Origin of the sequence: Streptomyces sp. NPDC102451, from assembly GCF_044765485.1 — a bacterium.
In the GTDB taxonomy this organism is placed as follows: Bacteria; Actinomycetota; Actinomycetes; order Streptomycetales; family Streptomycetaceae; genus Streptomyces.
The window spans coordinates 590,215-603,588 of the sequence record NZ_JBIWKD010000004.1; the positions used below are offsets into that span (position 1 = coordinate 590,215).

Below are 13,374 nucleotides of genomic sequence, written 5' to 3' on the forward strand. Positions count from 1 at the left end.
ACGGCGTCCACCACACGCAACACCCTTGACACATCCAGTCACTTGGCTCCCTACTGGAACCCGCATCCCGCAATGACAACGTTGTCCAGAGCTCGCCCCCGGGAGGAACGGCTCCGTATGCAGCCCCTACGTGGTCCTCAGCACGGCTCGCGTCACAGACACAGCCATTCCGCCGCGGTCCTCGCGGCCTCTCTCGTCCTGGCCCTCGCGGCCCCCACCGCGGCCCTTGCCCAGCCCTCCGGCGCCGCGAAGAAACCGTCCGGAGAAACGTCGTTCAGCTCCTCGTTCGAAGCGGACGAAAAGCAGCCGGACTGGCGTAACACCGTCGAAGAAGGCACCGACGGGAAGAAGCGGTCATCGGGTGTCGACGGCGGATTCTCCGCCGGAATACCGGGCAATGTCACCGATCAGGTCACGGATCTGCGCGCCAGCGACGAGAACGCGGGCGGCGGTGAGGGCAAGGAGAACCTGGTCGATGTGGAGCCCGGCACCAAGTGGCTGGCCTTCGAGCCCACGGGCTGGGTGGAGTTCGACCTCGCCGAGCCCACCAAGGTCGTGACGTACGCCCTGACGTCGGCGAACGACCACGACGAGCGGGACCCCAAGGACTGGACCCTGCAGGGCTCCGCCGACGGCAAGACCTGGACGGACCTGGACACCCGCACCGGCCAGGCGTTCTCGGAGCGGCTCCAGACCAAGTCGTACGACTTCACGACGGACACCGCCTACCAGCACTTCCGGCTGGAGATCACGAAGAACAACGGCGCCTCCGACGCGCTCCAGCTCGCCGACGTCCAGTTCTCGAACGGGGACACCTCCACCCCCACCCCCGACGACATGCGCACCCAGGCCGACCGGGGCCCCTCGGGCTCCCCCACCGCCAAGCAGGGCGCCGGCTTCACGGGGAAGAAGGCCCTGCGCTACGCGGGTACGCACAAGCCGGACGGCCGCGCCTACTCGTACAACAAGGTCTTCGACGTCAACACCGCGGTCACCAAGGACACCCAGCTGTCCTACCTGGTGTACCCGCAGATGGGCGAGACGGACCTCAGCTACCCCGCGACGCACGTGGCGGTGGACCTGGCCTTCACCGACGGCACCTACCTGAGCGAGCTGAAAGCCACCGACAGCCACGGCGGGCTGCTCACCCCGCAGGGCCAGGCCGACGCCAAGCGGCTGTACGTGAACCAGTGGAACAAGGTCGCCTCGCGGATCGGCACGGTCGCGGCGGGCAAGACCGTCGACCGGATCCTGGTGGCGTACGACTCCCCCAAGGGCCCGTCGAAGTTCCAGGGCTGGATCGACGACGTCACGATCGCCCCGAAGGCCCCGGAGAAGCGCAAGGCGCACCTGTCGGACTACGCGTCGACCGTACGGGGCACCAACTCCAGCGGCGGCTTCTCGCGCGGCAACAACTTCCCCGCGACCGCGGTCCCGCATGGCTTCAACTTCTGGACGCCGGTCACCAACGCCGGCTCCACCAGCTGGATATACGACTACGCGCGGGGCAACAACGAGGACAACCTCCCCACGCTCCAGGCCTTCGCCGCCAGCCATGAGCCCAGCCCGTGGATGGGTGACCGCCAGACCTTCCAGATGATGCCGTCGGCGGCCTCCGGCACCCCGGACGCCTCCCGCACGGCGCGCGCGCTGCCGTTCCGCCACGAGAACGAGACGGCGACCCCGCACTACTACGGGGTGACGTTCGAGAACGGTCTCAAGGCGGAGATGACGCCCACCGACCACGCGGCCCGCATGCGGTTCACCTATCCCGGTGACGACGCGAGCCTCGTCTTCGACAACGTCTCCAACGACGGCGGTCTCACCCTCGACCCGAAGACCGGTTCCTTCACCGGCTACTCCGACGTGAAGAGCGGCGGCTCCACCGGGGCCACACGTCTCTTCGTATACGGCTCCTTCGACGCGCCGGTCACCGACAGCGGGAAGCTGAAGGGCGGCGGCGGTGACGACGTGACCGGCTTCTTCCGCTTCGACGCGGGCAAGGACCGTACGGTCAACCTGCGTCTGGCCACCTCGCTGATCAGCGTCGACCAGGCGAAGAAGAACCTCGCCATGGAGCTGCCGGCGAAGACCTCCTTCGACAAGGTCGAGAAGAACGCGCAGAGGGCCTGGGACAAGATCCTCGGCAAGGTCGAGGTGGAGGGTGCGAACGCCGACCAGCTGACCACGCTCTACTCCAGCCTGTACCGGCTCTACCTCTACCCGAACTCGGGCTTCGAGCAGGTCGACGGGAAGAGCACCTACGCCAGCCCGTTCTCACCGCCGACCGGCACGAACACCCCGACCCGGACGGGCGCGAAGATCGTCAAGGGTGAGGTGTACGTCAACAACGGCTTCTGGGACACCTACCGGACGACCTGGCCGGCGTACTCCTTCCTCACGCCGAAGCAGGCCGGGAAGATGGTCGACGGCTTCGTCCAGCAGTACAAGGACGGCGGCTGGGTCTCGCGCTGGTCCTCCCCCGGCTACTCCGACCTGATGACCGGGACCAGCTCCGACGTGGCCTTCGCCGACGCGTACGTCAAGGGCGTCGACTTCGACGCCGAGGCGGCGTACGACGCGGCGGTCAAGAACGCCACGGTGACCCCGCCGTCCTCGGGCGTCGGCCGCAAGGGCATGGACACCTCGGTCTTCACCGGTTACGCGAACACCGACACCCACGAGGGCCTGTCCTGGTCGCTGGAGGGCTACCTCAACGACTACGGCATCGCGCAGATGGGCCAGGCCCTCTACAAGAAGACGAAGAAGCAGCGCTACAAGGAGGAGTCCGCGTACTTCCTCAACCGCGCGCAGAACTACGTCAAGCTCTTCGACGACAAGGCCGGCTTCTTCCAGGGCAAGAAGGCGAACGGCGACTGGCGGCTCCCCTCCGACCAGTACGACCCCCGGGTCTGGGGCTACGACTACACGGAGACCAACGGCTGGGGCTACGCCTTCACGGCCCCGCAGGACAGCCGGGGCCTGGCCAACCTCTACGGCGGGCGTGACGGTCTGGCGAAGAAGCTGGACACGTACTTCTCGACGCCGGAGACGGCCGGACCCGAGTTCGTCGGCTCGTACGGCGGCGTGATCCACGAGATGACCGAGGCGCGCGACGTGCGGATGGGCCAGTACGGCCACAGCAACCAGGTCGCGCACCACGCCACGTACATGTACGACGCGGCCTCGCAGCCCTGGAAGACGCAGGAGAAGGTCCGCGAGGTCCTCGGCCGGCTGTACACGGGCAGCGAGATCGGCCAGGGCTACCACGGTGACGAGGACAACGGCGAGCAGTCGGCCTGGTTCCTCTTCTCCTCGCTCGGCTTCTACCCGCTGGTCATGGGCAGCGGTGAGTACGCGATCGGCTCGCCGCTGTTCACGAAGACGACCGTGCACCTGGAGAACGGCCGCGACCTCGTCGTCAAGGCCCCGAAGAACAGCTCCACGAACATCTACGTCCAGGGTCTGAAGGTCAACGGCAAGAAGTGGACGTCCACTTCGCTGCCGCACGACCTGCTCGCCAAGGGCGGGGTGCTGGAGTTCGACATGGGCTCGAAGCCCTCGGCATGGGGCACGGGCAAGGACGCGGCCCCGGTCTCCATCACCCAGGACGACAAGGTGCCCGCCCCGAAGGGCGACGTGCTCAAGGGTGACGGCGCGCTGTACGACAACACCTCCGCCACCTCGGCTCCGGTCGAGTCGGTGGAGCTGCCGGCCGCCGCGGGCACGAAGGCGGTCCAGTACACGCTGACCTCGGCCACGGCGGCGAAGGCCCCGACGGGCTGGGTGCTGCAGGGATCGGCGGACGGCACCTCCTGGAAGGACATCGACAAGAGGTCCGGCCAGACCTTCGCCTGGGACAAGCAGACCCGGGTGTTCTCGGTGCAGGCGCCGAAGGCGTACGCGAAGTACCGGCTGGTGAGCACGGCGGCGGCGACGCTGGCGGAGATCGAGCTGATCTCCTGACCGCCTGAGGGGAGTTACGAAGCCGGGGGCCGGCCGTCCGCACGAGCGGGTGGCCGGCCCCCGGTGGCATAGTGCTCCGCATGGCTCTGAGGACATGGGCGCGGATCACCGGACGTGCGACGCTGGCCGCACTTCTCGCGACGGCCTTCTCGCCGGCCCGCGCGACCGCTTCGGACGCCGTCGCGCTGAGCCTGGCGGACGTGCCGCGCACCATGGTCGTCTACAACGCGGACGAGGGTGCCGCGGCCACGAACGGGGACTTCGAGGTGCCGGTCGCCGTCGTCCCCGGCAACAGGGAACCGGCCCGCGACATCAAGGTCGTGGTGGACGCGTCGGGACTCAAGGGCATCGCCCGTGTGGTCAAGGGCGGTTACGGGAACTGCACCGGCAGCGGCTGGGTGTACACCTGCGAGTACGGCACCTTGCGGAACGACGGTGAGAGCAACGCGCCCTTCGACATCCTCGGGCTGGACGGCGTGAAACCGGGCGACAGCGGCACGGTCGTCTACACGGCGAGCGCCGGGAACGCGGCGCCTGTCACCGGCACCACGCGCATGGTCGTCGGCGGGCCCACGCTGGGTGCGCCCGACGAGGAGCTGAAGGTGAGCGGTGTCGAGCCGGGCCGACCGGCGTCACTGACCCCGGAGTTCGCCAACCACACCCCGTTCGCAGCGGACCGGGGCGTCGCCCTGCGCATCGACGCGGCCGACGGCCTCACCCTCAGGACCCGTCACAGCAACTGCTACTACGGGGGCCCCTCGCCCACGTCGGCGTGGTGCGTGTTCCCCACGAAGGCCGCACCGGGCGCCGCGTACCGCACGAGCGCCCCACTCGCCTACGTCGCCGGCGAGAAGGAGCTGTCCGGCACGCTCTCCTACAGCTGGTCGTCGGCCCCCGCGAGGCCCGCCGGCCACACCGTACGCGGTACGGGCGCCCCGATCACCCTGGTCCGCGCGGCGGACGGCCGGTTCGACGGCGTCAACGGCACGGTCCGGGTCGACACCACGGTCCAGGCCGACCACCGGCCGGTCACCGGGACCGTCCGGGGACGCGTCGGCGACACGGTGGAGGTGCGGCTCGGGGCCCGGGACCTGGGCCCCGGCAAGCTGCTGGGCGACGGGGTGAAGGGCCGCTTCGAGGTGGTCCCGCCGGAGGGCACCACGGTCACCTCCGTTCCGTACTCCTTCGAGGACAACGACCGGAAGTGGGGGTGCGAGCAGCCGACGAGGCCCGGCGGGGCCTACGTCTGCGACCTCGGCGGCGAGGCGTTCTCCTGGGCAGGGCCGGACGGCACGAGCACCATCGTGTTCCACGTCCGCATCGACCGGCAGGTCGCGGGTGCCCAGGGCACGATCCGGACCTACAGCCCCTACGACCGCACCCCCGGCAACGACACCGCGGTCATCCCGCTCGACGCCTCGCCCGCCCCGGCCTACCGGGCCTTCCTGCGCCACCCGGCCTGGGCCGCGATCACTGCGGGTGCGGTCGTGGCCCTGGCCCTGACGGCCGCCTACCTGCACCGTCGGCGCCGATCCGCCTGATCCGCACCCCCCTGTCCGGGACCTCGGACGGCTTCCGCCTGGGGACTCGCTGACCGGTATCGGCTAGTCAGGGTACATTTGCACGTTTTTACGGTGTCCCGACCCAGTCTTTCCGCGATCCATGTCATCTCTTAGGCGATCAGGTGATCAGTACGACAATCATCTCGGCTTGAAGGAGCCCAGCATGCGCTTTTCCGCTTCCCTCCACTCCCGCAGCGTCCGCACGGGCACCAGGGTGGCCGCTGCGGTCGCCGTCGCCGGCGTCGCCCTGGCCGGAGCCCCTTCCGCGTTCGCCATCGGCGAGAGCGGCGACATCGACGTCCGTTCCGTCAGCTGGCACTCGCGCGGTGACCGCAACGGCGTCGAGGTCTGCCAGTTCGTTCTCGTGGCGAACAACTTCGAGACCGTCCCCTCGGTCCTGTGGACGATCACCGAGCGTCCCCCGGGCAACACCCTGACGAACACCCTCCAGATCGTGGACGGCAAGGCCCGCAGCCAGGAGTACCTGCTGCCCGAGGGCACCTACCAGCTGGCGTGGACCGTCAGCGGCGTCCCGAAGACGAAGAGCTTCGAGGTCGACTGCTCCCGGCCCACCCGTGGCGAGGGCCAGGAAGGCGGCCCCGGGGAGGCCGGCCGGCAGGCAGGCGGCAGCCAGGAGGCCGGTGGCCAGGAAGGTGGCAGCCAGGAGAGCGGCCGCGGAGAGAGCAGCGACCAGGGCGCGTCGTCGGGCAGCGAGAAGAGCACCGGCGACAAGTCGTGGGAGAAGCCGTCCGGCGCGGTGCCCGCGGGCGGCGGCGGCGTCCCGGACATGGAGAGCGTCAGCTCCGAGAGCGACTCGAACGTCGGAGCCTCGGCCGCGCTGGTCGCCGGTGCCGCCGGTGTCGCAGGGCTGATCATGGTGCGCCGATCCGCACGCCGTCGTGCCCGCAACGAGGCCTGACAAGCGCGGCCGACGGCGTCGACGGGGACCGAGTCGCGCATGCCGGCTCACGATCACCCTGTGCGTGACCTTCTCGCTGGTGACCGGCGTCGTGTGGGCGAGTTCGGACTCGCCCGAGGACGCCTCGTCGGTCACCGCCGCCCGCGGCAGCGATGCCGCGGGCGGCGGGGCGCCGCCGTTCCGGAGGGCACCGCACAAACCTCAGAAGACGGTGCCCACATCGCACGCCCCGCTGGTGCACTCCCGGCCGGTGCAGGTCGCCATCCCCGCGATCTTCATCGAGGCCCCGGTCACCGACCTCGCCCTCGACAAGAAGGGCCGGCTCGGCGCCCCACCGCTGAGCAAGCCCAAGCTGGTGGGGTGGTACCGGAAGGGCCCCTCCCCCGGCGAGGCGGGAACCTCGCTGCTCGTCGGCCACCGGGACACCGCGACCGGACCGGCGATCTTCCTCAATCTCAACGCCCTGCGCCGGGGGGACACGGTGAAGATCACCAGGGCGGACAAGCGGACCGCGGTCTTCACGGTCGACAAGGTGAAGACCTACACGAAGGACAAGTTCCCCGACGACAAGGTGTACGGACCGACGGGGCGTCCGGAGCTCAGGCTCCTGACCTGCGGCGGGCGCTTCGACAAGAAGAACGGCTACTCGGCCAACGTCGTCGTCTTCGCCCACCTCACGTCACTGAAGAAGAAGGCGGCCTGACACGGGGCACGCCACACGGAACCGGCCGGTACCTCGGGGGCGAGGTGCCGGCCGTCCGTGCCTCGTCCGGGTGACGTCGCCGGATTCCCTCATACGGCTGCGAGGGGGCCGATACCTTCCAGGCATGCCACTGCCGAAGGATCTGGATCCCTACGCCAACCCCCGTGCCTTCTACGGCGCGGAGCTGCGCCGGCTCCGCGAGGCGGCGGGCCTGTCGCAGAACGAGCTGGGTGAGCGGGCGTTCTGCTCGGGCACGTACATCGGGCTCTTCGAGGCGGCCGAGCGGCGGCCGCAGGTGGACCTGTCCCAGAGGTTCGACGAACTGCTGGGCAGCGGAGAACACTTGCAGCGTCTGAGCCAGCTGGCCCGGCAGTCGAGGGTCGCGGAGTACTTCGCGGACGCTGCGGAACTGGAGACGCGGGCGGCAAGCATCTGCGAGTACGCGCCGATGCTCGTACCCGGCGTTCTTCAGACACGTGAGTACGCGAGGGCCGTGACCCGGGCCAGCCAGCGGCTGGCGTCCGAGGAAACGGTCGAGGACCAGGTCGCCGCGCGCATGGAACGGGCAGAAATCCTGCTGCGTGACGCGCCCCCGAGGTTCTGGGCGATCCTGCACGAGGCTGCACTCCGTGTACCGGTCGGCGGCTCCGACATCATGTCCGCTCAGCTCACGCGCCTGATCGAGGCGGCCCGGGCCCACCCTCATGTGATCATCCAGGTCCTGCCGTTCGCTGCGGGGACGCACCCCTTCATGAACACGATGGTCTCCCTCATGTCGTTCGCCGACGCCCCGCCCGCGGTGTACACGGAAGGCGCGTACTCCGGTCAACTGACGGAGGAACCCCGGCTGGTAGCCGATGTCCAGGCCGCATACGATTTGGCGCGAGCCATGGCTCTGTCACCTGAGGCCTCGCAGGCCATGTTCGTATCGGCAGCGAAGGAGCACGCAACTCATGGGAACCGCCCCTGATCCCCGTTCGATGGTCTGGCGTAAATCGACCTACAGCAACGGGGAGGGCGGCAGCTGCGTCGAGGTCGCCGACGGTTTCCCCGGCCTCGTCCCCGTGCGCGACAGCAAGGCCCCCGAGGGCCCCGCGCTCGCCTTCCGTGACGCCCACTGGGCGCAGTTCGTCGGGGCCCTCAGGAGCGGCTCCCTCTGAGCGGTCACTCCTGACCGGGCGGCCGCCGGTGTACGTTCACCGTCACCTGGATGCCACCGGCGACCGCACCGCCGGCGACTCCGGCGGCCGCGGCCGCCTCGGCGTGGCCGGTGAACGCCAGGACCACCGTGGCGATCACGGAGCACAGCCCGGTGACGGCCGCGAGCCGTCCAGGCGCCGCGTCGGTTCCGGATGTCATGAGGCGCTCCGTCCCAGCCGCGCGGCCACGGCCTCTTCCAGGGTCAGCCCGTCCGGGCTGTCGGCCGGCTCCAGGAATCCGTGCATCACCGCCAGGGCGACCGTGCCCATCAGGGAGCGCTCCCGTACCTGGTCGACGACCTGTGACTGCGGGTCGCCGATGGAGCGCAGGACCATCCCGTCCGTGGCGGCGGACAACGCGTTCGCGAGATCGTCGAGGTCGAGCCCCGGGCGTAACCGCAGGTTCCGCGCCTGGAGGACTTCGGCGTACACCTGTTTCCAGGAGGAGAGGTAACCCCGGTACGTTTCGGCGAGGGCCCGCTGAACCGCGTCGTCGCCGTCGGCGAGCACCATCAGGGCCAGGCTGAGCCGGACGGACGGCATGCGGGCGCTCTCCGCGGTGTGCCGGTAGGCCGTCTCGTGGACGGCCCGCACGAAGTCCTCGCCCGCCGCGAGTCCCCGGGCGACGACCGCCCGCTGCTCCAGGTAACCCGGGTGGTAATTCGCGGGCCACATGGCGAAGTTGATGAGGTCGGCGACGAAGTCCGACTGCGATCGCCAGGTGGTCCGCAGCCGGGGCACGCCGCCCCGGTGGGTGAACGGGGGCGGGTTCTCGGCGACCGCCGCGGCGACGGCCCGCTGGGACAGGAAGCCCAGCAGGGGGCGTTCGAGGGCATGGGTGTTCCCGGCGGCGGCGCTCCGTACCGCCTCCGGCCCCAGGTGCTGCTGGATCAGCCGCATGCCCGCGGCCAGGTAGCCGGCTGTGCTCAGGCTGTTCGCGAGCTTCTTCCGGCCGGTGGCCGTGATCCGGCTGAGGTGCCGCAGGACGTGCGAGAGGTCCTGGTTGTAGGGGTGGGGCAGGTGGGTCTTGTGCGCGAGGTGCGGCTCGTTGGAGTTGTCCACGACTCGATGCTGGAGTCACATCCCGGTCCGGCGCCAGGTGCGCACCTGCGCGAAGTTCCGGCCAAGCCGCCCGGCTGAGCGCCTCGGCCACGTATCGGGCTCAGCAGCCGGCCGCCTCGAAGAGGCCCTTCGGGATCGCTACGTTCAGCGCCGTCACGACCGGCTTGCCGTGCTCCGTGCCGAGGCGGGAGACCGCGCCCGTGGCGAGCTGGAAGAGTTCCCCGCTCGCGGGCGTCAGCCGCAGGTAGCGGGCGGTGAGCACGCGCAGGAAGTGCGAGTGGGCCACCAGCGCGATGTCGGCCTCGCCGAGACGGGACGCCGCGGCCCGGACCTCCAGCAGGATCCGGTCGGCCCGGTCGCCCACCTCCTGCGGGCTCTCCCCCGGGTGCTCCTCGGGGCCGGGGGCGACGCCGTCGGTCCAGAGGTTCCAGTCGGGGCGGGTGCGGCGGATGTCGACCGTGGTGATGCCCTCGTACGCCCCGTAGTCCCACTCCCGCAGGTCCGGTGTCTCGCGGGGCGCGGTCAGGCCGGCCAGTTCGGCGGTGCGGCGGGCGCGGAGGTAGGGGCTGACCAGGGTGAGCCCGATCTCGCGTTCGGCGAGGAGCGGGACGAGGGCGCGGGCCTGGCGCTCCCCGAGCTCGGTCAGGGGCAGGTCGGTCCAGCTCGTGTGCTGGCCGGACCGGGACCACTCGGTCTCGCCGTGCCGGATCAGGATCAACTCGCCCATGGGTGCTTCCGCTCTTTCGCGCCGCGCTCGTACGTCTGTCAGTGGTGGCAACCTGCCGGGCCCACGATCGCATTCCAGCCGGTCCTGCGCGGGGTGGCTCGCCCCGCGCAGGACCGTCGGCTGACGGCGGTCAGACCTGCTCGCCGACGACGGTGACCGTGTACGGCCGGTCCGTGTCGGTGGTGACGCGGACCTCGCCGCCCTCACGGACCACCTCGTAGGTCGCCGCCACCGCGCCCGTGCGGTCGGGGACGGTCACCGTGCGGGTGAAGTCGCCCGTGCCGGCGGGGGCGAACACACGGAGTTCGAGGTCGTCGAGCCATTCGCCGTCCGGACGGGACTCGTCCGCGCCGAGCGCCAGGACCGCGCCCTGGCGGACCAGCAGGGGCAGGCTGTCGAAGCCGTGGGTCTCACGGCGCCACGCGGGGCCGGTGACCGTGTCACCGGTGAGCAGGTGGGTCCAGGTCCCCTCGGGTACGTAGTACTCGACCTCGCCGTCGTCGGTGAAGACGGGCGCGACCAGGACGTCCTGGCCCAGCAGGTACTCACGGTCCGCCGTGCGCGCCGTCGGGTCGTCCGGGAACTCCAGCAGCAGGGGGCGCATCGTCGGGACGCCCGTGCGGTGGGCCTCGACGGCCACGCCGTAGAGGTACGGCATGAGGCGGTGCTTGAGGCGGGTGAACTGCCGGGCCACGTCCACCGCTTCGTCACCGAACTCCCACGGCACGCGGTACGACGACGAGCCGTGCAGCCGGCTGTGCGAGGAGAGCAGGCCGAAGGCGAGCCAGCGCTTGAAGACCGCCGGGTCGGGCGTGCCCTCGAAGCCGCCGATGTCGTGGCTCCAGAAGCCGAAGCCGGACAGCGACAGGGAGAGCCCGCCGCGAAGGGACTCCGCCATGGCCTCGAAGGAGGACCAGCAGTCGCCGCCCCAGTGCACCGGGTACTGCTGGCCGCCCGCTGCCGCCGAACGTGCGAAGAGCACGGCCTCCCCCTGGCCGCGCTCCTTCTCCAGGAGCTCGAAGACGGCCTTGTTGTAGAGGTGCGTGTAGTAGTTGTGCATGCGCTCCTGGTCGGAGCCGTCGTGCCAGACGACGTCCGTGGGGATGCGCTCGCCGAAGTCGGTCTTGAAGCCGTCGACGCCCTGGTCGAGGAGGACCTTGAGCTTGCTCTGGAACCAGGCGGTGGCCTCGGGGTTGGTGAAGTCGACCAGCGCCATGCCGGCCTGCCACTTGTCCCACTGCCAGATGTCGCCGTCCGGCGTGAGGACGAAGTAGCCCTCGCGCGCCCCTTCTTCGTACAGGGCGCTCTTCTGCCCGATGTACGGGTTGATCCAGACGCAGATCTTCAGGCCCTTGTCCTTGAGCCGGGCGATCATGCCCTCCGGGTCGGGGAAGACGGCCGGGTCCCACTCGAAGTCGCACCACTGGTACTCGCGCATCCAGAAGCAGTCGAAGTGGAAGACGCTCAGCGGGATCCCGCGCTCGGCCATGCCGTCGACGAAGGAGGTGACGGTGGCCTCGTCGTACGACGTGGTGAAGGAGGTGGTCAGCCAGAGGCCGAACGACCACGCGGGAGGCAGGGCGGGCAGGCCGGTGAGGGCGGCGTAGCGGGCGAGGACGTCCTTGGGGGTGGGGCCCGCGATGACGAAGTACTCCAGCGTCTGGTCCTCGACGCTGAACTGCACCTGGCCGACGGCCTCGGAGCCGACCTCGAAGGAGACCTTCCCGGGGTGGTTGACGAAGACGCCGTAGCCGCGCGAGGAGAGGTAGAACGGGATGTTCTTGTAGGCCTGCTCGCTGCTGGTGCCGCCGTCCGCCTGCCACATGTCGACGCTCTGGCCGTTCTTCACGTACGGCGTGAAGCGCTCGCCGAGGCCGTGGACCGTCTCGCCCACGCCCAGGGCGAGTTGGGCGAACATGTGGTGGCTGCCGTCGTCGACGGTGGCGAACGCGCTGCCCTTGCGGCCGGCGGAGGTCAGGACCCGGCCGTCCCCGTCGAGGAACTCCAGGCCGAAGGTGCCTTCGGTGGGCAGCCGCAGGGTGAGCGGGCCGCTGGTCAGCTCGGCGGTGGCGTCCTGGGTGCGGGTGGTGGCGGCGGACCGGGGGGTGGCGCCCGGCAGTTCGAAGTCGGGGCCCTTGCGGCGCTTGCCGGCGTGGTGGGTGAGACGCACCGCGATGACGCCCTCGGCCGGGGCGTGGGCCTCCACCGTGATCAGCGGGGCGTTCAGCGTGTCGCCGCGGCGCTCGACGCGCTTGACGGCGGCGTAGGCGGCGAGACGGTCGTCGTCGAGGCGGACATCGCGGACTTCCGTGGCGTACGAGGCATGCACACCGCTGCGCATCTGCCAGAAACCGTCGGTGAACTTCATGGGGGTGGTCCTTAGCCGATCAGGGGTGCTGGGCGGGACGTCAGGGCGCCTGCGGCAAGCGCGGCTGCGGGTCCGCTTTGATTTTGATCGTACACAAAACAAATACGGCCGAGAAGGGTGGCACGGAGCAGGAATTCCCGTATTGCCCTGGAAACCGAACCATGGCCCGCAGCCCCGGACCTGCCGCGCTTGCGCCATGTGACCGACACGTCACGGAAATGGTCTAGAAACGATTGGCTGGATGGCGTATTAGTACTGCAAGCAAACAAATTGGCCCGGCCGGCGGAGCTGCCGTCCGGGTCCGACGTCGAGCAAGAGGCTGTGCAATGTCGGACCGCTTCACCCCCACTCCCGCGGACAGGTTCACCTTCGGTCTCTGGACCGTGGGCTGGCGTGGCAACGACCCGTTCGGGGATGCGACGCGTCCCGCGCTGGACCCGGTCGAGTCGGTGGAGCGGCTCGCGGAGCTGGGTGCGCACGGTGTGACGTTCCATGACGACGACCTGATCCCGTTCGGGTCGGACGAGGCCGGGCGTGCCCGGCTGATCGGCCGGTTCAAGGACGCCCTTCAGCGGACCGGGCTGAAGGTCCCGATGGCCACCACGAACCTGTTCACGCACCCGGTGTTCAAGGACGGCGGTTTCACCTCCAACGACCGTGACGTGCGGCGTTTCGCGCTGCGCAAGGTCATCCGCAACATCGACCTGGCCGCCGAGCTCGGCGCGCAGACCTACGTCGCCTGGGGCGGCCGTGAGGGCGCCGAGTCCGGGGGCGCCAAGGACGTCCGTGTCGCCCTGGACCGGATGAAGGAGGCCTTCGACCTGCTGGGCGACTACGTCACCGAGCAGGGCTACGACCTGCGCTTCGC

General features: G+C 69.9%; 11 protein-coding genes. 7 read left to right on the forward strand and 4 right to left on the reverse strand.

Features of this window, described 5'->3' with window-relative positions; all coding sequences use genetic code 11:
* Window positions 1–117 precede the first annotated feature (117 nt).
* The 6 genes from ACIRD8_RS12895 to ACIRD8_RS12920 all read left to right on the forward strand — a co-directional run bounded on the left by ACIRD8_RS12895 (window position 118) and on the right by ACIRD8_RS12920 (window position 8,310).
* On the forward strand, window positions 118–3,966 hold the full coding sequence (locus tag ACIRD8_RS12895; protein ID WP_403989625.1) for a GH92 family glycosyl hydrolase: 3,849 nt from the start codon (window positions 118–120) through the stop codon (window positions 3,964–3,966).
* A gap of 80 nt (window positions 3,967–4,046) precedes the next feature.
* Window positions 4,047–5,507: a hypothetical protein gene (locus ACIRD8_RS12900; RefSeq protein WP_403989627.1), complete on the forward strand. Its 1,461-nt coding sequence runs from the start codon at window positions 4,047–4,049 to the stop codon at window positions 5,505–5,507.
* 184 nt (window positions 5,508–5,691) lie between these two features.
* Window positions 5,692–6,447 carry a hypothetical protein gene (locus ACIRD8_RS12905; protein ID WP_403989629.1) on the forward strand — a complete coding sequence of 252 codons (756 nt, stop codon included), beginning with the start codon at window positions 5,692–5,694 and terminating at the stop codon, window positions 6,445–6,447.
* A 64-nt stretch (window positions 6,448–6,511) separates the two neighbouring features.
* A complete protein-coding gene (locus ACIRD8_RS12910) occupies window positions 6,512–7,150 on the forward strand; it encodes a class F sortase (RefSeq protein WP_403989630.1) in 639 nt (212 codons plus the stop codon).
* Window positions 7,151–7,274: 124 nt separating this feature from the next.
* On the forward strand, window positions 7,275–8,120 hold the full coding sequence (locus tag ACIRD8_RS12915; protein ID WP_403989632.1) for a Scr1 family TA system antitoxin-like transcriptional regulator: 846 nt from the start codon (window positions 7,275–7,277) through the stop codon (window positions 8,118–8,120).
* Complete coding sequence (locus ACIRD8_RS12920) at window positions 8,104–8,310, forward strand: DUF397 domain-containing protein (RefSeq protein ID WP_403989634.1); 207 nt, start codon at window positions 8,104–8,106, stop codon at window positions 8,308–8,310. Before ACIRD8_RS12915 ends, ACIRD8_RS12920 begins: the two co-directional genes overlap by 17 nt.
* 4 nt (window positions 8,311–8,314) lie before the next feature.
* Here ACIRD8_RS12920 and ACIRD8_RS12925 read toward each other — a convergent pair whose 3' ends face one another.
* The 4 genes from ACIRD8_RS12925 to yicI all read right to left on the reverse strand — a co-directional run bounded on the left by ACIRD8_RS12925 (window position 8,315) and on the right by yicI (window position 12,506).
* Complete coding sequence (locus tag ACIRD8_RS12925) at window positions 8,315–8,509, reverse strand: hypothetical protein (RefSeq protein ID WP_403989636.1); 195 nt, start codon at window positions 8,507–8,509, stop codon at window positions 8,315–8,317.
* Entirely contained in the window at window positions 8,506–9,411 is a 906-nt protein-coding gene (locus tag ACIRD8_RS12930) for a TetR family transcriptional regulator C-terminal domain-containing protein (protein WP_403989638.1), read from the reverse strand. The genes ACIRD8_RS12925 and ACIRD8_RS12930 overlap by 4 nt, the downstream gene beginning before the upstream one ends.
* Window positions 9,412–9,511: 100 nt before the next feature.
* Entirely contained in the window at window positions 9,512–10,138 is a 627-nt protein-coding gene (locus tag ACIRD8_RS12935) for a histidine phosphatase family protein (protein ID WP_403989640.1), read from the reverse strand.
* 130 nt (window positions 10,139–10,268) lie between these two features.
* Entirely contained in the window at window positions 10,269–12,506 is a 2,238-nt protein-coding gene (gene yicI, locus ACIRD8_RS12940; protein ID WP_403989641.1) for an alpha-xylosidase, read from the reverse strand.
* A gap of 326 nt (window positions 12,507–12,832) precedes the next feature.
* Here yicI and ACIRD8_RS12945 point away from each other — a divergent pair.
* Window positions 12,833–13,374 (forward strand): TIM barrel protein (locus tag ACIRD8_RS12945; protein ID WP_403989643.1); only part of this gene is annotated, 542 nt, incomplete at its 3' end.

Coding starts and splice junctions, on each gene's coding strand:
- ACIRD8_RS12895 (WP_403989625.1), top strand. CDS start 118: ATGCAGCCCCTACGTGGTCCTCAGCACGGCTCGCGTCACAGACACAGC.
- ACIRD8_RS12900 (WP_403989627.1), top strand. CDS start 4,047: ATGGCTCTGAGGACATGGGCGCGGATCACCGGACGTGCGACGCTGGCC.
- ACIRD8_RS12905 (WP_403989629.1), top strand. CDS start 5,692: ATGCGCTTTTCCGCTTCCCTCCACTCCCGCAGCGTCCGCACGGGCACC.
- ACIRD8_RS12915 (WP_403989632.1), top strand. CDS start 7,275: ATGCCACTGCCGAAGGATCTGGATCCCTACGCCAACCCCCGTGCCTTC.
- ACIRD8_RS12920 (WP_403989634.1), top strand. CDS start 8,104: ATGGGAACCGCCCCTGATCCCCGTTCGATGGTCTGGCGTAAATCGACC.
- ACIRD8_RS12925 (WP_403989636.1), bottom strand. CDS start 8,509: ATGACATCCGGAACCGACGCGGCGCCTGGACGGCTCGCGGCCGTCACC.
- ACIRD8_RS12935 (WP_403989640.1), bottom strand. CDS start 10,138: ATGGGCGAGTTGATCCTGATCCGGCACGGCGAGACCGAGTGGTCCCGG.
- yicI (WP_403989641.1), bottom strand. CDS start 12,506: ATGAAGTTCACCGACGGTTTCTGGCAGATGCGCAGCGGTGTGCATGCC.